At 60.7% G+C, this 19,315-nt stretch carries 18 protein-coding genes; 9 read left to right on the plus strand and 9 right to left on the minus strand.

The window, feature by feature from the left end; genetic code table 11:
- Positions 1-7: 7 nt before the first annotated feature.
- Positions 8-691 carry an ABC transporter ATP-binding protein gene (locus PSFL_RS27475; RefSeq protein WP_057439231.1) on the plus strand — a complete coding sequence of 228 codons (684 nt, stop codon included), beginning with the start codon at positions 8-10 and terminating at the stop codon, positions 689-691.
- Positions 691-3,201, plus strand: coding sequence for an ABC transporter permease (locus PSFL_RS27480; protein WP_397470685.1), 2,511 nt, complete (start codon positions 691-693; stop codon positions 3,199-3,201). Before PSFL_RS27475 ends, PSFL_RS27480 begins: the two co-directional genes overlap by 1 nt.
- Positions 3,202-3,246: 45 nt before the next feature.
- Here the strand turns inward: PSFL_RS27480 and greB are convergent, their stop codons facing one another.
- Positions 3,247-3,720: a transcription elongation factor GreB gene (gene greB, locus PSFL_RS27485; protein WP_057439191.1), complete on the minus strand. Its 474-nt coding sequence runs from the start codon at positions 3,718-3,720 to the stop codon at positions 3,247-3,249.
- Positions 3,721-3,857: 137 nt separating this feature from the next.
- The gene (locus PSFL_RS27490; protein WP_057958926.1) at positions 3,858-5,021 is read right to left on the minus strand and encodes a hypothetical protein; all 1,164 of its coding nucleotides are present in this window, start codon (positions 5,019-5,021) and stop codon (positions 3,858-3,860) included.
- A gap of 311 nt (positions 5,022-5,332) precedes the next feature.
- Here PSFL_RS27490 and PSFL_RS27495 point away from each other — a divergent pair, with 311 nt between their 5' ends.
- The 3 genes from PSFL_RS27495 to PSFL_RS27505 are packed head-to-tail and all read left to right on the plus strand — an operon-like array spanning position 5,333 to position 8,783.
- A complete protein-coding gene (locus tag PSFL_RS27495; protein ID WP_115129376.1) occupies positions 5,333-6,259 on the plus strand; it encodes an ABC transporter ATP-binding protein in 927 nt (308 codons plus the stop codon).
- Positions 6,256-6,981, plus strand: coding sequence for an ABC transporter permease (locus PSFL_RS27500; RefSeq protein WP_057439193.1), 726 nt, complete (start codon positions 6,256-6,258; stop codon positions 6,979-6,981). The genes PSFL_RS27495 and PSFL_RS27500 overlap by 4 nt, the downstream gene beginning before the upstream one ends.
- 14 nt (positions 6,982-6,995) lie before the next feature.
- Positions 6,996-8,783, plus strand: coding sequence for a Gldg family protein (locus PSFL_RS27505; protein WP_397470686.1), 1,788 nt, complete (start codon positions 6,996-6,998; stop codon positions 8,781-8,783).
- Positions 8,784-8,804: 21 nt separating this feature from the next.
- Here PSFL_RS27505 and PSFL_RS27510 read toward each other — a convergent pair whose 3' ends face one another.
- From PSFL_RS27510 to PSFL_RS27520, 3 genes are all read right to left on the minus strand, one after another.
- The gene (locus PSFL_RS27510) at positions 8,805-9,113 is read right to left on the minus strand and encodes a class I SAM-dependent methyltransferase (RefSeq protein WP_397470687.1); all 309 of its coding nucleotides are present in this window, start codon (positions 9,111-9,113) and stop codon (positions 8,805-8,807) included.
- Positions 9,114-9,360: 247 nt separating this feature from the next.
- Positions 9,361-9,795, minus strand: a complete 435-nt coding sequence (locus tag PSFL_RS27515) for a DoxX family protein (protein ID WP_057439195.1) — start codon at positions 9,793-9,795, stop codon at positions 9,361-9,363.
- A 104-nt stretch (positions 9,796-9,899) separates the two neighbouring features.
- Entirely contained in the window at positions 9,900-11,321 is a 1,422-nt protein-coding gene (locus tag PSFL_RS27520; RefSeq protein WP_057439196.1) for a transglycosylase SLT domain-containing protein, read from the minus strand.
- Between the two features lie 235 nt (positions 11,322-11,556).
- Between PSFL_RS27520 and PSFL_RS27525 the strand changes: the two genes are divergently transcribed.
- The 3 genes from PSFL_RS27525 to PSFL_RS27535 all read left to right on the plus strand — a co-directional run bounded on the left by PSFL_RS27525 (position 11,557) and on the right by PSFL_RS27535 (position 14,448).
- Positions 11,557-12,363, plus strand: coding sequence for a TatD family hydrolase (locus PSFL_RS27525; protein WP_115127840.1), 807 nt, complete (start codon positions 11,557-11,559; stop codon positions 12,361-12,363).
- A gap of 96 nt (positions 12,364-12,459) precedes the next feature.
- Positions 12,460-13,941, plus strand: coding sequence for a methyl-accepting chemotaxis protein (locus PSFL_RS27530; RefSeq protein WP_115127839.1), 1,482 nt, complete (start codon positions 12,460-12,462; stop codon positions 13,939-13,941).
- A 144-nt stretch (positions 13,942-14,085) separates the two neighbouring features.
- The gene (locus PSFL_RS27535) at positions 14,086-14,448 is read left to right on the plus strand and encodes an Mpo1-like protein (RefSeq protein ID WP_104911974.1); all 363 of its coding nucleotides are present in this window, start codon (positions 14,086-14,088) and stop codon (positions 14,446-14,448) included.
- A gap of 7 nt (positions 14,449-14,455) precedes the next feature.
- On the opposite strand, the gene PSFL_RS27540 is transcribed toward PSFL_RS27535, so the two are convergent.
- The 3 genes from PSFL_RS27540 to PSFL_RS27550 form a co-directional block, all read right to left on the minus strand.
- Complete coding sequence (locus PSFL_RS27540) at positions 14,456-15,253, minus strand: acyl-CoA thioesterase II (protein WP_057439199.1); 798 nt, start codon at positions 15,251-15,253, stop codon at positions 14,456-14,458.
- 101 nt (positions 15,254-15,354) lie between these two features.
- A complete protein-coding gene (locus tag PSFL_RS27545; protein WP_057958917.1) occupies positions 15,355-16,116 on the minus strand; it encodes a CHAD domain-containing protein in 762 nt (253 codons plus the stop codon).
- A 95-nt stretch (positions 16,117-16,211) separates the two neighbouring features.
- Positions 16,212-16,490 (minus strand): hypothetical protein, encoded by a 279-nt coding sequence (locus tag PSFL_RS27550; RefSeq protein ID WP_029300795.1) that lies wholly within the window; start codon positions 16,488-16,490, stop codon positions 16,212-16,214.
- 216 nt (positions 16,491-16,706) lie between these two features.
- Here PSFL_RS27550 and PSFL_RS27555 point away from each other — a divergent pair, with 216 nt between their 5' ends.
- Positions 16,707-17,744: a patatin-like phospholipase family protein gene (locus tag PSFL_RS27555; protein ID WP_057958915.1), complete on the plus strand. Its 1,038-nt coding sequence runs from the start codon at positions 16,707-16,709 to the stop codon at positions 17,742-17,744.
- Between the two features lie 857 nt (positions 17,745-18,601).
- Here PSFL_RS27555 and PSFL_RS27560 read toward each other — a convergent pair.
- On the minus strand, positions 18,602-19,297 hold the full coding sequence (locus PSFL_RS27560) for a response regulator (protein ID WP_169961263.1): 696 nt from the start codon (positions 19,295-19,297) through the stop codon (positions 18,602-18,604).
- Positions 19,298-19,315 lie beyond the last annotated feature (18 nt).

Here is a 19,315-nt window from a genome sequence, read left to right on the forward strand (position 1 = left end):
ATTCTCCATGGGCGCATGCATTCTCACCGCGCAGAACCTTAGCAAAGTGGTTCCCAGCGCGGAAGGTGAACTGACCATCCTGCACGAACTGAGCCTGGAACTGAACAAGGGCGATAGCCTGGCTATCGTCGGCAGCTCCGGCTCGGGAAAATCCACGCTCCTTGGCCTGCTGGCCGGGCTCGACCTGCCCAGCAGCGGTGAAGTCACCCTCGCCGGCCAGGCCCTGAGTGTCCTGGACGAAGATCAACGGGCGCGCATCCGCGCCGAACACGTCGGCTTTGTGTTCCAGTCATTCCAATTGCTCGACAGCCTCAATGCCCTGGAAAACGTCATGCTGCCCCTGGAGCTGGACGGTCGCAAAGACGCCCGCGAACGCGCCCGGCACTTGCTCGAACGGGTCGGCCTGGGCCAGCGCCTGACTCACTCGCCCCGCCAGCTCTCTGGTGGCGAGCAACAACGAGTGGCCATTGCCCGTGCATTCGCCGCCGAGCCGGACGTACTGTTTGCCGATGAACCCACCGGCAACCTCGACAGCCACACCGGCGAGCGCATCAGCGACCTGCTGTTCGAGCTCAACAAAGAGAACGGCACCACCCTGGTGCTGGTGACCCACGACGAGCGGCTGGCCCATCGCTGCCGACGCCTGATCCGCCTTGAAGCCGGCCAGATGGTCGAGCCCCTGGAGCCTTGATGGCACGTTTGCCGCTGTTGCGCCTGTTCAGCCTTGCCCTGCGCCAATTGCTGCGCGATGCCCGCGCCGGTGAGTTGCGCGTCCTATTCTTCGCCCTGCTGGTGGCCGTAGCCGCCAGCACGGCCATCGGCTACTTCGGCGCACGACTCAACGGCGCGATGCTGTTGCGCGCCACCGAGTTCCTTGGCGCCGACCTGGTGCTGGAGGGCAGTTCCCCGGCCCGGCCCGAGCAGATAACCAGTGGCACGCAACTGGGCTTGGCACATGCCAGGGTGGTGGAGTTTTCCAGCGTCATCGCCACCGACAACGGTATTCAGTTATCGAGCATCAAGGCGGTCAACGAGCAGTACCCGCTGCGCGGCCAGTTGAAAAGCGCGGCCGAACCGTTCGCTGAAGACACCCCGGGCGGCGGGCCGAAATCCGGCGAAGCCTGGGTCGAGGCCCGCCTGCTGACCGCACTGGACCTGAAAGTCGGCGACAGTATCGACGTCGGCCTGAAGACCCTGCGCCTGGCCCGCGTACTCACCTATGAGCCGGATCGGGCCGGCAATCTCTACAGCCTCACCCCGCGGGTGATGATCAACCTGGCCGACCTTGAGGCCACCGGCGTGGTGCAGCCGGGAAGCCGGGTCAGCTACCGCGAGTTGTGGCGTGCGCCGCCAGCCAGTGTCGCGCTGCAAACCTACCGCGACCAGATCACCCCGGGACTGGCCGCCAACCAGCGCCTGCAGGATGCGCGGGACGGCAACCAGCAGATCGGTGGTGCCCTGGGCAAGGCCGAGCGCTACCTGAACATGGCCAGTCTGGTCGCCGTGTTGCTCTCCGGCGTAGCCGTAGCCCTGTCGGCCAACCGCTTTGCCAGCCGCCGCTTCGACGCCAGTGCGCTGCTGCGCTGCCTGGGTCTGTCGCGACGGGAAACCATGCTGCTGTTCAGCCTGCAACTGACCGTCCTGGGCTTGCTGGCCAGCCTCACCGGTGCCGCTCTGGGCTGGTTCGCCCAACTGGGCCTGTTTTACCTGTTGAACGACCTGTTGCCGGCAGACGTGCCACCCGGCGGATTGCTACCGGCCGTCGCCGGCATCGGTACCGGCCTGGTGGCCCTGGCCGGCTTTGCCCTGCCCCCTCTGGCGGCCCTGGGCCGAGTGCCGCCGTTGCGGGTGCTGCGACGCGACTTACTGCCAATCCCCTCCAGCACCTGGATGGTGTATGGCGCGGCGCTGTTTGCCCTGGGCCTGATCATGTGGCGCCTGAGCCTGGACCTGGTGCTGACCTTCGCCCTGCTGGGCGGCGGGGTGATCGCCGCGCTGCTCCTCGGTGGCCTGCTGCTGTTGCTCTTGCAAAGCCTGCGCCGCCTACTGGCGCGTGCTGCCCTGCCCTGGCGCCTGGGGTTGGGCCAACTGTTGCGCCACCCGCTGGCGGCGGCGGGCCAGTCCCTGGCGTTCGGCCTGATCCTGCTGTCGATGGGTTTGATCGCCCTGCTGCGTGGCGAGTTGCTGGACACCTGGCAGAACCAACTGCCCAAGGATGCCCCCAACTATTTCGCGCTTAACATCCTGCCGGCCGACAAGGACGCCTTCGGTGCCCGCCTGCTTGAACTGCAGGCACAGGCCGCGCCCTTGTATCCGGTGGTGCCGGGACGCCTGATCAGCATCAACGGCGAACCGGTGCAGGAAATTGTCAGCAAGGACTCCAGTGGCGATCGGGCGATACAGCGAGACCTGAGCCTGACCTGGGCGGCCAACCTGCCCCCTGGCAATACCCTGACATCGGGCACCTGGTGGGCGGATCAGCCGAGCGATGAAATACCGGGGGTCTCGGTCGAAACCAAGGTCGCCGAAAGCCTCAAGCTCAAGCTCAACGACCACCTGATCTTTACCGTTGGCGGGGAAAACCGTGAAGCCCGGGTCACCAGCCTGCGGGAGATCAACTGGGACAATTTCCAACCCAACTTCTTCATGATCTTCCAGCCTGGCACCCTGAAGGACCTGCCGGCCACGTACCTGACCAGCTTCTATCTGGCCGCCGGCCATGACCAGCAGATCGTCGACCTGTCCCGGGCCTTCCCGGCCGTGACCATCCTGCAGGTCGAGGCGCTGCTGGCCCAACTGCGCAGCATCCTGGCCCAGGTCACGCTGGCCGTGGAATACGTGCTGCTGTTTGTCCTCGCGGCTGGCATGGCGGTGCTGTTCTCCGGCCTGCAGGCCACCCTGGACGAACGCATCCGCCAGGGCGCCTTGTTGCGCGCCCTGGGCGCGGAGCGCAAGTTGCTGGTCAAGGCCCGGCGTATCGAGTTCGGGCTGCTGGGCGCGGTCAGCGGGTTGCTGGCGGCACTGGGTACCGAGCTGGTGACCCTGGTGCTGTATCGCTACGCATTCGACCTGGTCTGGCACCCTCACCCATGGTTGCTGGTGCTGCCAGTGATCGGTGCAGTGCTGATCGGTGGTGCCGGAGTGTTCGGTACACGCCGCGCGTTGAACGCCAGCCCACTGGCGGTACTGCGCGAAGGCTGAAACAAAAATGGCCCGCTTCCTCCTTGGGGAGCGGGCCACTCACAGTTACTTGATGTATTCGATACCTGTGATCCACCAGCACATTTCGCCATTTGGCGTCTGCACAATGGCCTCATCATCCACTTCTTTGCGCAGCAAGGCCCTGGCCATGGGGGAGTCGATGGAGATGTAGTCCATGCGCTCATAAATCTCGTCATAACCCACGATGCGAAAACGCTTGGTCTCGCCCTGCTCGTTCTCGATATCCACCCAGGCGCCGAAAAACACCTTGCCCTCCTGCTCGGGCATGTACTCCACCACCCGCATATCTTCCAGGCGTTTGCGCAGGTAACGCACCCGGCGATCGATTTCACGCAGCAGCTTCTTGTTGTACTGGTAGTCGGCGTTCTCGCTGCGGTCTCCCAGCGAAGCAGCCCACGTCACCTTGCGCGTTGTATCAGGACGTTTCTCTCGCCACAGGTAATCGAGCTCTTTTTTCAGTGCCTCATGACCTTCTTTGGTAATCAGCTTGGTACTCAAAAGCGTCACATCCCCAGGAAATATCCATTGGTTCACCCCCCCTCTGCATCAGCCAAGGATGCATTGGCTGCCTGACGGCAATCGGCCGGGTCTGATGATAAATGAACGCCAGAAAGTAGCCAGGCCTGATTCCCCGGTCAATCGGCACCAAGCAATTTACTGGATTGCTGCTCAACATTTTCCACAGGAAACAGGGTGCCATCCAGGCGATAAAGCAGTGCCTTCAAGTCGCCCCTGAAGCCCGACAACTGCCCCAGCCCGGTCGCCAGTTGCTCAGCCTGTTGCTGGGATGCCCGGTCCTGCGCCTGTAGCCTGAACGACTCATCTTCCATCTGTTGAGCCCAGCCCTCCAGGCGGCGTTGTTCTGCCTGCTGCAACTGCGCATCCCGGGCCAGGTGCTCCTCCCGGCTATTCAACGCTTCGGCTCGCTGCTGCAAAGCAAGCTCCTGCGCGGCCAACTGTTGATTGGCCTGCTCCAATGTGGCCTTTTCCCGTAGTAGCTGGTCCCTTTGCAGTTCAAGCGCCTCCTGCTGCTGGAGCACTGCGCGTTTCTGTTGCGTCAACTCATGCGCCACACGGGCAAGATTGGTCAGCGTGGTGTCTACTTCATGCAGGGACGACTGATCCGCCGCCACGACTGGCGGGACGACTGCGGGCGGTGCAACCGGCTGCGGCTCCGGGGCCTGCGGTGCAGATACCTCCTGTGCCTCCGGTTCCTTCGGCGGTGGAGGCAATGGCTCAGGCAAGACGACCACTGGCTCCTCATGGGGCTCCTGCGTCATATCCTCACGATTTGCCGTACCCGGTGGCGATACCATTTTTGACGAGAAGCGAATAGACGGCACAATCAACTCGGTGCTCTCTATCGCGGGCAGACCAATGACTGAAGTGCCCAGGGTGATCACCTTCATCACCAATGCCTTCTTGATCATCAGCGAGTGGTGATCCTCCGGTCGGGCCGTCGGTAGCTTGCTGCCCTTCAGGTCAATGAAATGATAAGGCACCTGGGGCCCGGCGGCATTGCCCCCAGATGCCGTGGCAAGGGTGATGATTTGCTTGAGGACGCTCATTGCCAGTTGCAGGCTCTCCTTGGACTCGATGCTTCCAAGAAAATACCGCTCGGACTTTTTGCGCAACGCGGCGATGTAGACCCGAGAGCTTCCGGGTTCGACCTCCTCGTCCAGACTGTAGACAAGAAAGTTGGAAGCAATTTGCGGTATCGCAAAACAACAGAGCAATGCACCGTTAACGGGGGAATCATGACCAGAGTGTTCAAGAACAAGAGTACGTAGAAGCATCATGAGTGTCGGACTCCATTACCGTAGTACTTCATATACACGCCATTTTTCAAATCAAAATCAACAATCCTGCAAAAACAACGCAATTGTTTCAGCGAGTGATTGAGGCACATGTAGGACTTACCTTATTCAAGCGCTTTAGCGTTTCCAAGCGCCCCTATTGAACGTACCATTTTTTAACAAAGCTGCACCTGAAACACTTGATCAATACTTTTCATTTTCCACCCTCGGCAATTCTCAACCTGAACACACAGGCTTATTGAGCCCCCTGCATATTCAGCATGCCCCGGCAAACAACCAAGCAGAAAAGCCTAATGATCGAAATAACCAATCTAACAAAAAAAACGGGACGAGCGATTGCCATCGACAATATGACATTCAGTGTCCGCCCAGGGGAATGCCTGGGGTTGTTCGGACACGATGGCGCTGGCAAAAGCACACTACTCAAATTGCTCTCAGGCGCAACTCCCGCAACTTCCGGCAATATAAAAATACATGACATAGATATCGCGACCCATCCGATAAGGGCAAAAAAAATAATAGGCTACCAGCCTGAATTCGCCCTCAGCCACGGCAATATGAAGGTAAAAAGCTTTCTGGGTTTCATGGCCGAAGTTCGCGGACTTCGTGGCCTGGAAAAGCGCAAGATGGTTGACCGCGCCATCACCCGCCTGGAACTTTGGCGAGTACTTGACTCACCTGTCGCAGCCCTCCCCCCAGGGCACCGGCGCAAAGTCGCGCTGGCCCAGGCCATCCTGCATGACCCCAAACTGCTGCTGCTCGATGAACCCACAGAGGGCCTGGACACCCTGCAAAAACAGAAGGTCGGCACCCTCATCCAGTCGTTGACCGAAGACATGACGGTCATTGTCGCCTCGCGCAACCCCGAGGAATTCTCCTGCATCTGCCAACGGGCGCTGGTCCTGGCCGAGGGCCGATTGCTCGCCGACGCCCCTGTCACCGAGCTGCAGCGTAGCTCGCGCCATTACCAGGCAATCACCCTGGCCGCCGATACCCCCCTGGACCTATTGGCGCTGGCCGTGCTTCCGGGGGTGGCTGGCATCGAAGAAGACCGGCACGCCTACGGCAGCGTGACGGTACTCGCGATGCCAGGGCAGGTCATCTATCCCCACATCAATGCCCTGGTCGCCAACCGTCGCTGGAAGATCAATACCTTGAGCCTTGAGCCGGGACGCTTGAGCGACGTCATCCACCACTTGAGCCAGGAGGCACCCAATTGAAACGTCTACCCGTGATATTCAAACGGCAACTCAACAACTACTTGTCGAGCCCGGCCACCTATTTTGGCGTCGCTATGTTTCTGATTACTAACACCACACTAGGCTTTTATGTAGGAAACTTCTTAAACGGAAATCCGACAGACCTTCACGCCTTCTTCCAGTTTCACCCCTGGCTTTATCTTTTTTTCATTCCATTTATTTCCACACTGCTCTGGTCGGATGAGCACAACGAAAATGCACGCTCCTTTACAAATACCTTGCCGGTCTCAGCCCTCGAACTGACATTGGGCAAGTTCCTGGCCGCTTGGACCGTTTGCGCACTCACACTCGCCTTGGACTTCCCACTGGTCATCATCATTAACTATCTGGCCATGGCGGACAACTCAACCATCCTCGGCCAATTCATAGGGAGTTGGTTACTGGCAGGCGCTTATCTCTCATTCTCCTGCCTTGTCTGTGTAGTGGCCTATAATCGCCTGATTATTTTCGGCATCACACTCGCGTTATTATTGCTCACCAGCACTTTATCGTCAGTGCTGGACATGCTGACCCATCAGGCCCCTATCTGGGTGATCGACAGCTTGATTTCACTCAACCCGCGGGTACGTTTCAGCGCGATAGACAGCGGCCTCCTGACCCTGCATGACACGTCGTACTTCATAAGCATGATCATCGCTTTCCTCACCGCAACCACCCTAACTTTAAACTTCAGAAAAGGCTGAGAAAGGAAATCCCCATGAGGAACCTTATAAACTTCGGCGTGACGTTGAGCGTCATCGCCCTGCTTTTTCTCGCCTTCAATCTGGTATGGGTACTGAAACTGCCCAACTATCGACTGGACCTTTCAGAGAAAAAAATCCACACCCTGTCACCTTCGACCGACGCCCTGCTCGCGGCACTTGAAACCCCCATGGATTTGTATTTTTTCAATGGGAGCCATCCCCGCAAAAGTGACGCCCTGAACAACCATGGCGAGTACATTGCCCTTCTGCTCAAAGCCTATGAAAGTGCGTCGAAAGGCAACGTTACGCTGCACCTGATTGATCCAGCCCCCTTTTCAGAGGACGAGTACAAGGCTGAGTTACTGGGCCTGGATAGCCAGCAAGGACTGTTTGGACTCATCGGCACCCGTGCCAACCATGAGCCGCAGAAAATCGAACGATTCGACCCCGCCCAGGCGAGTTTCCTGGAATATGAGATCAGTCGCCTGATCCACAACGTCGCCCGCGAGGAGCAACCCACCATCGGCCTGATCTACGGATTAGCCATGGACGGCAACCTGAATGGACGCACCCAGGAAGCCACGCCGCCGTGGCAGTTATTCAAGGAAATACGCAGCCAGTTCAATCTGATGACCCTGGGCAGCGACACCTCGCGCATCCCCGCTCACATCAAGACCCTGATGGTGGTCCAGCCCTCTCGGCTGCCGGAACAGGCACTTTTTGCCATTGACCAATTTGTCCTGGCAGGGGGAAAGCTGATGATGTTTGTCGACCCCTTGAACGGCTCAACCGCCGACACCACCGGCCTGCAAACCCTGCTCGCCGCCTGGGGCGTGCAGATGCCGGCGAATAAGGTATTGGCGGACAACCTCTATGCAACCCCGGTGGTCGTGACCAGCGGCCAGCCGCCCGTACGTCATCCCGGGGCGCTCACCCTGCCCCGAGAAGCGATGGCGCAACAGGACGTCAGCACCTGGGGCGTTGACAGCGTGACACTGTTGAATCCAGGCACACTCGTGCCGCTGAAAAAAAGCCGCACCACATTCACCCCACTGCTCCAGAGTTCCGGGCAGGCCAGTACGTTCGATGGGGTGCGCTTCACTCAACCGGACGAATTCGCCTCCATGATTGGCGAGGCCGTCAGTCGTGGCCGGCCGAATGTGATCGCAGCCCGTATCGAAGGGCCCGCCTACTCCGCATTCCCTGACGCCAGCAACGGCCAGAAGGCCACACTGCAAAAGGCGACCAATATCCATGTGGTGGTGGTCGCCGACATTGACATGCTCAGCGACCGCGTCTGGCTGGCCGCACGCAATGCCAACGGACAGAAAGCGCGGCGCCCGGGCAATGCCCGGTTTGTCTTGAATACATTGGATAACCTGGCGGCGCCAGACACCCTGAGTGCTATCAGCCCTCGTGCAAGCGACCGGCAACAGCCCGGGTTGCTGGACAGGCTGCGCCACGAGGCTGCGCAATCCTACCGAAAAAAGGCTGCCCTGATGGAGCAACGGCTGGCCCAGACGGAAAAGGAATGGCGGTTGCTGAACACGCCGCCCTCCATGCTGGAGACTCAGGCAATCTCTTCAAATACGCTGTTGCAAGCGCTAAACAAAGAGCGCCTGCGATTACGCATGGAGCTTCACACCCTGGAAAAAGAAGCCTACAAGAGCGTCCGCCGGTTGGAACTCGCTGTGGTGGTGCTCACGACGATCACCGTGCCACTGATAGTGAGCCTGCTGGGCCTGGGGATCTTTATCTCGCGTCGCCGTCGCCAACATCCACCTGCCGCAGCGTTCTACTGAACGTGGTTCTCTCAGCCTCGATTAACGCCGGGTAATCAAACCCTGGCGCGCCACGCGGGTCAGGTGGTGAACAAACTCGTTGGCATCCTCAGCGTTCGGCGCCTGGATTACCGCCAGGTCAAAGCTGTTTGTGGCAAAGCGCGCCAGGGACTCGCCATCTTCGACAAACTGGATCAGGAACGCCGAAGGTCGGCCAGTCCGCCGGGGCCAGCCATCCAGGTAACGCAGCAACGTCGGCTGGTGCTTGCCGCCAAGGAGAATTTTCGGATTGCGTTGAGTCAGGCCCGCAGTGATCGGGGCCAGGCGTACAAGAGGTCGTAGTGCATTCATCGTGTCGTGTCTCTGCCTCAAAAGTCTGCGGGCAGGTGAGAGGCAACACCGAACCAGCGCTTTAGCGGTATTTCGAAACCTGGAGCAGGCTTCTGTCGGGACTGCAGCGAGTCCCTGTGGCGCCCCGCAATTAGCTGTTTAAATCGGCGCATGCAGCATCCTAGAGAAGCCGGTGGGGCAGTGTCAAGAATCCCGTACAACGAAAAAGGCCCGCGCGGGGCGGGCCTTTAACAGGTGAGCTGCGCGATCAGTTGGCGATGGCACGGTCGGCAGACAGCTTGCCAGCACCTTCAAACAGCACCGCCACTGTGCCGCCCAGCAGTGCCAGGGCGAACTCATAGCCGTTGTTGGCCATGAACAAACCGTTGCTGATATGCACCGAGAAAATCGCCACCAGCGAGACGATGGTCAACCCCAGCGCCGCCGGGCGTGCCAGCAGGCCAATGATCAGCGCCAGGCCGGCGAAGAACTCAGTACCGCCCGACAACAATGCCATCAGTGTACCCGGGGCCAGGCCGATGCTCTCCATCCACTGCGCCGTGCCCGCCAGGCCGCCGCCGCCAAACCAGCCAAAGAGTTTTTGCGAACCGTGGGCGGCAAAAATGATACCGACAAAAATCCGCAGGACAGTCAGGCCATAGCCGGCACGGGTGGACAGGAGGTTTTTGATCATTGGGCTCATATTGCTAATCCTTTTCGATGAAGGGGGTTGGTTGGCCGCTATATTAATCAGTTTAGATAATGATAAAAGCCGAAAAAAGCGCTAATCAATATCTAATAATTAGATTATTTGCGTGAGACGATCTTGGACGTCACCGGCTCCAGGGAGTCCCGTTCCCGATCAAAGGCCAAGTAGTACTTGTTCACGCTATTAACATAGCTGACGCCGCCCATTCCGACCTGCTCCATGGCGATGCGCTCGACCTGGAAGAACCACTGATTAGGGTTCAAACCCCGGCGGCGCGCCTCGGCACGCATGCCCTGCACCCGCTCCGGCCCCATGTTGTAGGCCGCCAGGACGAACGCCATACGCTCGCGCTCGTTCAGCTTGGGGCTGGCGAAGAACTTGCGGCGAATCAATGCCAGGTAACGCGCCCCTGCCTGCACATTGCTGTCCAGGGTCTGGATATTGTTGACCCCCACCCGCTGGGCCGCTGAAGGGGTGATCTGCATCAAGCCCGTCGGCCCGCTGCCGCTTTTTGCGGCGGGGTTGAGGGACGATTCCTTGAAGGCCAGGGCCGCCAGGTTCAGCCAGTCCATGCCTTGTTCCCGGGCGTGTTTCTGCAGGACCGGGCGCAGTTTCTCCAGGCGCTGGCGATCAGCCCGCGCCAAGGGGTAGCGCACCTGATAGAGACGGCGATAGATGCGCTGGAAGGCCACGTCCTGATCCGACGGAGTCTTGTAGGTTTTCAGGAAGCGGTCGATGCTCGCCCGCAGCATCGAGGCATCCTGGCGCACGAACCAGTACTCCTCGCCCGGCTCGCTGATCGCCACTTGCTTGTCGAAACGCAGCTTGGGCAGGATCTTTGACCAGCGCTCGGCAATCGGCCGTTCGACAATGGTCAGGTGGAAGATCCCCGCCTGGACCATCTCCAGCACATCTTCCACCGCCAGGCTGGGGTCCACCCATTCCACCTTGACCGGCGGCAGCTTGCGCAGTGCCAGCTTCTGATTGATCTGGTTGACCGCCTCCCCCGCTGCGCTGCCCGTGGTCAGGGCCAGGGTGCGCCCAGACAACTGCTCCAGCCGGGTAAACCGCCGCTCGCCCTTGAGGCCCACCAGCCACAGCGGCACGTCGCTGGCAATCGGATCACTGCTGCTGATCTTGTGCGCCCCCGTCGTATCCAGCAGTTCGCCGGGCGCCACCAGGTCACCTTCGCCACGGGCCAAGGCCCCCAGCAACTGATCCTTGGCTTTGGGAATGATCTTGAGGTTGATTTCCTGGCCGTCGCGGGCGCGGCCGTTGAGGTAGTGTTCGAAGGCGCGCAGGCGGTGGTACTCAACGCCAATCGACTGGCCCTGGACTTCACCGGAACTGTTGCGGCTCTGGTTGACCAGCACCCGCAAGGTGCGGCTGCTGCGGATTTCTGCCAGGTCACGGACTTTGCCCGACTTGGTCACTTCCAGCGGCCCGTCCAGGCGCGCAACCGCCGCCGTGGGCAGCAGCAGCGTCAGGCACACCATAAGCAATGCCGAGGGTCGGATCATCCGCTCTCCGGAAAGAACAAGGCCCCATGCACCGCGAAAAACGCCGCATTGGGGGACAGAAACAGAGCGCCAGAGGCGCAGACTTTGGGCGCAAGGGTGGCACAGCAGCAGGCCTTCGGCCAACCACGGTGTGACTTGCGACGTTCAAAGACAGCGATAACTCGTTGTAGTTCTTGGTTTTTCTTATAAATCTACAGCTCTGATAGACTTTCCGGCCGCAGGCGGAGATAGCACCATGCAACTCATTGATATTGGCGTCAACCTGACCAACTCCAGTTTCGACGACAAACACCAGGCCGTGCTCGACCGCGCCTATGCTGCCGGCGTGGGCCAATTGGTCGTCACCGGCACCAGCGTGCAAGGCAGCGAACAGGCCCTGGAGCTGTGCCAGCGTTGGGACGAAAGCGCCCGACGGCTGTTCTCCACCGCCGGTATCCACCCCCATAGCGCCAGCGATTGGAACGCCGACAGCGCCCGGCAACTGCACGACCTGCTCAGCCAGGAGCGGGTACGTGCCGTGGGTGAATGCGGGCTGGACTTCAACCGTGACTTCTCGCCCCGCCCCCAGCAGGAAAAGGTCCTCGAAGCCCACCTGGCACTGGCCGTCGAATTGCAACTGCCAGTGTTTCTCCATGAACGGGACGCCAACCAGCGCCTGCTGGAGATCCTGCGCGATTACCGCGATCAACTGCCCGCCGCCGTGGTGCACTGCTTCACCGGCGAACAACGCGCGCTGTTCAGTTATCTCGATCTGGACCTGCATATCGGCATCACCGGCTGGATCTGTGACGAACGGCGTGGCACGCACCTGCACCCACTGGTCAGGGAAATCCCCCGGGGCCGCTTGATGCTGGAAAGCGATGCGCCCTACCTGCTGCCACGCACCCTGCGCCCCAAACCGAAGAACGGGCGCAATGAGCCGGCCTATCTGCCGGAAGTCTTGCGCGAAGTGGCCCTGCACCGAGAAGAAAGCCTGGAAGACCTGGCCCAGCACAGCACCGCCTGCGCCCGTGCGTTTTTCGGCCTGCCTGTGCCGGATTGACGCGGTGCATTGACCCATATCAACACCCCTTTTCCGGATAGCGGCACAATACTGGCACCTTGCCAATACTGTTTCCGCTATCAGAGAAAACCTTCCATGGGTGCCTGGCTTAGCAATATCTCGCTGAAGTACAAATTCTGGGCCGTGAACGCGGTCGCTTTCATCACCACGCTGCTGCTGGTGCTGTATGCCGTGCAGCTTGAACAACAGGCCCGCAGCCATGCCGCCCAAGCCTCGGCACAAGCCCAGGGCCGCTTGCTCAGCGCCTGGCCGGCCGGGCAGCCGCTGCCCCAGGGCGAGCACTGGCTGACGTTTGCCCGGGGCCAGGCGCCCGAGTTGGCGGACCAGGACCTGTCAGCCCTGAGCGAAGCCAACGGTTGGGTCGAGTTCAATCATATGCCGCTGTTCGGCGAAAACCCGTTGCTGGGCGCCGAAGTCATCTCCCGCGCCGGTGGCCAACAAGTCGCCGTGCTGGCCTATGCACCGAGCCTGAGCCAGGTGTTTACCGAGCGCTTTACCAACTACGCGGTGGCGGTGCTGATCCTGATGCTCGCCATGCTCTGTGCCTCGCAACTGTTGATCCGCTTTTTGCTCGCCCAACTCAACACCTTGAAAGACGTGATGCTGCACGTAGAGAAAACCGGCGACCTCTCGGCCCGCGTGCCCCTGGCATGCAAGGACGAGGTCGGGCAGATGGCCAGTGCGTTCAACGCCATGCAGGCCGGCTACCAGCGGGTGGTCAGTACGGTAGCGCGCACCGCCAAACTGTTGGATGACGGCGCCGCACGCCTGGCCAGCAGCATGAATGAGGTGCAGCACGGTATGCTCGGCCAGCAAAGCGAGACCGACCAGGCGGCCACCGCGATCAATGAAATGACCGCCACCGTGTATCACATCGCCCAACACGCCGGCGCCACTCGCGACTTGTCCCAGACCGCCGACACCTTGGCCGGCAGCGGTCAGGAAGTAGTAACCCGGGTTCAGCGCTCGATTGCCGGATTGTCCACCGGTGTGCAGCAAACCGCAGAAATGATCCAGAAGCTGGCCGAGGACAGCCAGAAAATCAATGGCGTGGTCGGCGTGATCCACAGCATTGCCGAACAGACCAACCTGCTGGCTCTCAACGCCGCCATCGAAGCGGCCCGCGCCGGGGAAATGGGGCGCGGCTTTGCGGTGGTGGCCGACGAAGTGCGCAACCTGGCCAAGCGCGTGCAAAGCTCCACCGATGAAATCACCCGCATGGTCTCGGCCCTGCAGGCCGGCACCCGGGATGCGGTGGACTTTATGCAGGAAAGCTCGTTCAAGGCCGACAACTGTGTGCAGCAGGCCCAGGAAGCCGGCGCTTCACTGGCCGAAATCACCAGCGCCGTGGCGCAGATGCGCGAGAGCAACACGCAGATTGCGGTGGCTGCCGAGCAGCAGAGCCATGTGGCCGAGGAGATGAACCGCGCGGTGGTGAGTATTCGCGATGTCACGGAAAACACCGTGCAACAGACCGTGGATTCGGCGACCACCAGCAATGAACTGGCAACCCTGGCCGGCGAGTTGAGCAAAGCCATCGGCCAGCTCAAACTGTGACGTTTGCCCACCGATCCGCCAGCGCCTGCCGCTGGCGGATCGATCAAAACGCTATAACCCCCATAGCCAACCCCAATTCGCCGCCCCTGCCCGCCCGACCTAAACTCTGTCCATCGAGTTTCAATGGACAGAGGATTTATCATCATGGGCAAACGTCACCCCAATCTCCCGGCCTGGCAATGGCGCGCCTACCCGCAGAACCATCAGCACCCGACCAACCTGGTGCTGCACCTGATTGCCGTGCCGCTGTTCATCGTCGGGTTTCTGCTGATTGTGTCCGGCGTGTTCAGCCTGAGCCTGGCCAGTTTCGCCATCGGTGTGGTCGGCGTACTCGCCGGCCTGGCGCTGCAACGCCACGGCCATAGCCTGGAAGCCCAGGCCAGCGAGCCGTTCAGTGATCGTAAAGATGCAGTGCAGCGCCTGGTGGTCGAGCAGTTCGTGACCTTTCCGCGCTTTGTCCTCAGCGGTGGCTGGTGGCAGGCCTGGCGTCAGCGCCACCGCCACTGAGGCAGGGTCAGGCGAAGACCACCACGGTCTGGCGGCTGATAGCGATCAACTGGCCGTCAGGCCCCCACAACATCGCAGCAGCATGGCCATAGCCGTCGCGAGCATGCTCGATCTGGACGTGGTACTGGCACCAGTCCAGGGTCGTCAACTGTGCCAGGGGCTGGATGAATTCGATGGTCCAGGTCAGGGTGCTGCCGGGTGCCGGCTTCTTCAGGTGCGGTAAGAGCGCCGGCGGCCAGGCATCCACCAGCGCGAGGATATGGGCTTCGGTCAAAGGCTCTTCTTTCACATCCCCCCGCAAGCGCACCCAGCCGCCCATTTCCCGGGATTTATTGCCGGTGAACGGCAAGCCACCGACGCTCCAGCGCATCGCCAAGTGGCGCATGAACTCAGGCGTCACGCCTTTGATATAGGGCAGTTCCTGGCACTCGTCCCAATGTTTGAAAGTCGGCGCGGGCAAGGCCGGCACGTCGATCTCTGAAGGCCGCGATGCGCCGAAGCTGGCCTGGGCCAGGGTCATCACTTCACCGTCCTGCACCACCCGCCCCAGCAACTGGCTGACGGCCTTGCCTTCGCGCAGTACTTCGACTTGATAACGGGCGGATACGTCGGGCGCCACGGGCCCGACAAACGTCACGGCCAACGAACGCAATGGGCGATCAGCCGGCACCTGGGCGCGCAACGCTTCGTATTGCAAGGCGGCAACCAGCCCGCCAAACGTGGCGCGACCCTGGGCCCACTCGGCCGGAATAGACACGTCCAACGGGTTGTTACGGGCAGCGTCGAGCAAATCACTAAAGCGCATGGCGACCTCACATCAAGAAAACCGATGAGCGATCTTAACCAGCGCGCCAGCCCGGTACAGCACTTATTCCGGCCAAATACCCAGACAGATAAGCCGCAGGCTCAGAAACAATCCGCCGCCAGCTTGTCGAGTACCCGATCGGCTTTGCCTTCAGCTTCGGCCATGGTCCGATGCCAGACTGCAACGCAAGGTTGCAAGTCTGCCTGGAGCCTGGCTTGCGCCAACCATTGCCAGCAGTCGTGCCAATCTCCCAGGGCGCCTTGGGCGGACTTGAGACGGGACATGGCCTTGGCCGGTACCTGGCCCAATTGCGGGTAGGCCTCGGCCGCGTAGCGCACGCGCTTGATCAACAAACGCAGGCGATGGCGGTCGTGGTCGGGATCGTGCAACGCCACCTCGAGAGCCTGCCATTGTTTGCCCAGGCGTTTTTCGATACGGGCGCGCAGGCGCTTGAGTAGTTTTTGATGCTGGGAAGCGCGGATAAATCGCGGAAAGGCGGCCATGATCTGCAACAGCTGCGCCAATTCCGCGCTCTGGGCCACCTGCCGATAAGTCTGCGGCTGCTGGCGCAGACGCCGGGCCGCCGCTTCGTGATGGCCATGTTGCTGCAGGTAGGCCGCCAGCACTTCGCGGTCACGCAGCGGCGTGGTCAATTGGCCGACCGCGCTGGCGGCGGCCTCCAATTGCTCGACGCCGGGCAGCCCGCGCAAAGGGCGCAACAGGCTGCGCAGGCGGCGCACGGTGGTGCGCAGGTCGTGCAGCGCCTCGTCATCGGTCACCGCCGCCAGGCGCGCCTGACAACTCAACAATCCGACTTCCAGGCCGATGACCTGGGCGACTAACTGATCCACCAACGCCGACATGCTGTTTCCCCTGTCAAACAACCGCCATACACCCGCACAAAACAGGCGCCTGGGACCACCTTAACCACTCCAACAACGCGTTACGCTGACGCGGATCAACGGCCCGCGCGCGACTCACGAATATAGAAACGGGCTTTTTCCGCTTTGCTGGCACAGCCTTCGAACGCTTCGAATTGCTGCTGGGTCTTGGCGCCGGTCAGCAACGACAGGGCCTTGGAATAGCTGACCGTACCGGCAAAACCTTCGGCCTTGGCCAGGTCCAGCTCGTGCCAGGCGGCATCCAGCTGGCTGCCGCAGCTATCGCGATAGGCCGTTTTGCCGGCACAACCGGCCAGAGCCAACACAATCACAGGCAAACACATCCAGGCTTTCATCAATGACACCTCAAGAAAAGAAAACAGTCGTGGGATGTAGACGTTGCCTACATCGAAAAGTGCCTTATCACACAGCCTGAAATGCCCAGTGCTGATAGCCAAAGCATACCCGAGCAAATAGCTCGGCTTACGAAAATTATCGTTCTGCTCCGCTAGGATTGAAGCAGCCCCCTGCTTGGGTGCATTGTGGACAGCTGTTTTACGAAGGATCCAGTCATGAAAAAACGCGTTGCATTGGTCCTGGGCTCAGGCGGAGCAAGGGGTTATGCCCATATCGGGGTGATCGAAGAGATCGAAAAACGCGGCTATGAAATCGCCTGTATCGCCGGCTGCTCCATGGGGGCAGTGGTGGGCGGGATCTATGCTGCGGGCAAACTGCAGGACTACCGGAACTGGATCGAAAGCCTGGACTATCTGGACGTGCTGCGCCTGGTGGATGTGAGCTTTCGCCTGGGGGCGATACGCGGCGAAAAAGTCTTCGGGCAGATCCGCAAGATCGTCGGCGAGATCAATATCGAAGACCTGCGCATTCCCTACACGGCGGTCGCCACCGACCTGACCAACCAGCAGGAAATCTGGTTCCAGGAAGGCTGCCTACACCAGGCGATGCGCGCCTCGGCAGCGATCCCCAGCCTCTTCACCCCGGTGATGCAAGGCAACCGCATGCTGGTGGATGGCGGCCTGCTCAACCCGCTGCCTATCGTGCCGGTGGTGTCGAGTCATTGCGACCTGATCATTGCGGTCAACCTCAACGCCACCAACCAGAAACACTACAGCCTGCCGGTAATCCAGCGCCCGCCGGCGTTCAAGAGCCGCTTCGACAACCTGGTACGTTCACTGGGTTCCCATCTGCCGTTTCGGCGCAAGCAGGCCGAACAATTATTGTTGCTGGAACAGGAAGCGCTGCAGGCGCAGGCCGCCGATATCAACCCCTGGCTCGAAGGCGCCGAGCCGGAAGCCCAGCAACCGGCCGCAGCCCCGGAAACCGCTGGCGCCCCCAAGTCGGCAACCGGTTCGTTCATCATCGACAACGTCGGGCCGGCGTCGCTGCTGGATTTGATCAACCAGAGTTTCGAGGTGATGCAGACGTCGTTGGCCCAGTACAAAATTGCCGGCTACCCGCCGGATGTGCTGATCAACGTACCCAAGCGCGTGTGCCGGTTCTTCGAGTTCTACAAGGCGCCGGAATTGATCGCGCTGGGGCGGGAGATTGCCAGTGATACGCTGGATCGGTATGAGAGTGAGCAGAGTTGAGATCTTCGCTGGGGCTTGAGGCGCTATCGCGGCATAGGTATCTACACAACTCTTTCGTGGTTCTTGGGGTTGTGTACATATCCGTTGCTGCGGTCACGGCGGCTATTGGTTCCGCCCTTACGGCGGCTCACTTTTGGAAAAGAGCCCGGAGTGCCGGCCCAGCCAAAAGTAACCAAAAGGGCTCTTACCCCACCACTCGGCACCTCGCCTAGGCTCGGTGTGCCCGTCATCCGACATTGATTTGGGGGGCAGCGTGGTTTAACGGGACGCCTAAGATCAAAATCACAAGCAAAGCGAGGCGGCCTGACAGCCGACCTGATCGCCGAAGCGTGCGCGTACCCTTGTGGGAGCTGGCTTGCCTGCGATGACGGTGTCTCAGCCAATACAGTTATCGACTGATACACCGTCATCGCAGGCAAGCCAGCTCCCACAGGGGGAATGGAGCTTCGCGCCCCGGCTTTGGCATTGCTGTTGCTGTTGCTGTTGCTCTGCTTTTGATCTGGCTTTTGATCTTGATCTTGGGCGCCCCGTTAAACCACGATGGCCGCAGGCAGGTATTGCGCAGTGGGCACCCCGGCATGGATGCCGGGGTAGCCGCGACACGGCCATGGATGGCCGATCGCGGCGGGCCCACGGAGCAATGCCTGACTGCGGGCATGCCGAGCCTAGGCGAGGCACCGAGTGGTGGGGCAAGAGTGTTTTGCTTACTTTTGCGCTCTACAAAAGTGAGCCGCCGTAAGGGCGGAACCAATAGCCGCCGTAACCGCAAAAACGGATATGTACACAACCCCAAGAACCACGAAAGAGCTGTGTAGATACCTATGCCGCGATAGCGCCGGCCCAGCAATCACAATCTTTCAGCCCTCAGCCCCCAACAACCGATACCCCACCCCCGCCTCGGTCACGATAAAACGCGGCTGGGTCGGGTCATCCGCCAGCTTCTGGCGCAAGTGCCCCACCACAATCCGCAGGTAGTGGCTGTCTTCGGTATGGGTCGGGCCCCAGATATCCTTGAGCAACTGCTGCTGGGTAATCACCCGCCCAGGGTGGCGCGCCAGTTGCGCCAGCACCGCGTATTCCTTGCGGGTCAGGGCCACGTCGACACCCTCCAGCAGCACCCGCCGATAAGCCAGGTCGACCATCAGCGGGCCAAACTGCAGGGCGGCCTGCTGCGCCTCGCCGGTGGGCGCCTGGCGCAACAGCGCGCGCACCCGGGCGAGAAACTCCTGGATGCCAAACGGCTTGGTCACGTAGTCGTTGGCCCCACCGTCCAACGCCTGGACCTTCTGCCCTTCGCCGGCACGTACCGACAACACCAGCACCGGGGCCGTCGACCATTCGCGCAACTCGCGCAGCACCTGCTGGCCGTCCATGTCCGGCAGGCCCAGGTCCAGCACCAGCAGGTCCGGCTTGCTCAAGGCCGCCTGGGCCAGCCCTTCGGCGCCGGTCCCGGCCTCGATTACTTTGTAGCCCTGGGAGGCTAGGCTGATGCGCAAGAACTTGCGGATCTGCGGCTCGTCATCAATGACCAAAATCGTCGCAGTCTGGTTCATGGTGTTCCATCACAATCA

Origin of the sequence: Pseudomonas sp. DD1, assembly GCF_044510355.1 — a bacterium.
GTDB lineage: Bacteria > Pseudomonadota > Gammaproteobacteria > Pseudomonadales > Pseudomonadaceae > Aquipseudomonas > Aquipseudomonas shahriarae.

Coding starts and splice junctions, on each gene's coding strand:
- PSFL_RS27560 (WP_169961263.1), bottom strand. CDS start 19,297: ATGAACCAGACTGCGACGATTTTGGTCATTGATGACGAGCCGCAGATC.
- PSFL_RS27525 (WP_115127840.1), top strand. CDS start 11,557: ATGCAACTCATTGATATTGGCGTCAACCTGACCAACTCCAGTTTCGAC.
- PSFL_RS27475 (WP_057439231.1), top strand. CDS start 8: ATGGGCGCATGCATTCTCACCGCGCAGAACCTTAGCAAAGTGGTTCCC.
- PSFL_RS27495 (WP_115129376.1), top strand. CDS start 5,333: ATGATCGAAATAACCAATCTAACAAAAAAAACGGGACGAGCGATTGCC.
- PSFL_RS27480 (WP_397470685.1), top strand. CDS start 691: ATGGCACGTTTGCCGCTGTTGCGCCTGTTCAGCCTTGCCCTGCGCCAA.
- PSFL_RS27510 (WP_397470687.1), bottom strand. CDS start 9,113: ATGAATGCACTACGACCTCTTGTACGCCTGGCCCCGATCACTGCGGGC.
- PSFL_RS27530 (WP_115127839.1), top strand. CDS start 12,460: ATGGGTGCCTGGCTTAGCAATATCTCGCTGAAGTACAAATTCTGGGCC.
- PSFL_RS27545 (WP_057958917.1), bottom strand. CDS start 16,116: ATGTCGGCGTTGGTGGATCAGTTAGTCGCCCAGGTCATCGGCCTGGAA.
- PSFL_RS27505 (WP_397470686.1), top strand. CDS start 6,996: ATGAGGAACCTTATAAACTTCGGCGTGACGTTGAGCGTCATCGCCCTG.
- PSFL_RS27550 (WP_029300795.1), bottom strand. CDS start 16,490: ATGAAAGCCTGGATGTGTTTGCCTGTGATTGTGTTGGCTCTGGCCGGT.
- PSFL_RS27490 (WP_057958926.1), bottom strand. CDS start 5,021: ATGATGCTTCTACGTACTCTTGTTCTTGAACACTCTGGTCATGATTCC.
- PSFL_RS27515 (WP_057439195.1), bottom strand. CDS start 9,795: ATGAGCCCAATGATCAAAAACCTCCTGTCCACCCGTGCCGGCTATGGC.
- PSFL_RS27520 (WP_057439196.1), bottom strand. CDS start 11,321: ATGATCCGACCCTCGGCATTGCTTATGGTGTGCCTGACGCTGCTGCTG.
- PSFL_RS27555 (WP_057958915.1), top strand. CDS start 16,707: ATGAAAAAACGCGTTGCATTGGTCCTGGGCTCAGGCGGAGCAAGGGGT.
- PSFL_RS27540 (WP_057439199.1), bottom strand. CDS start 15,253: ATGCGCTTTAGTGATTTGCTCGACGCTGCCCGTAACAACCCGTTGGAC.
- PSFL_RS27535 (WP_104911974.1), top strand. CDS start 14,086: ATGGGCAAACGTCACCCCAATCTCCCGGCCTGGCAATGGCGCGCCTAC.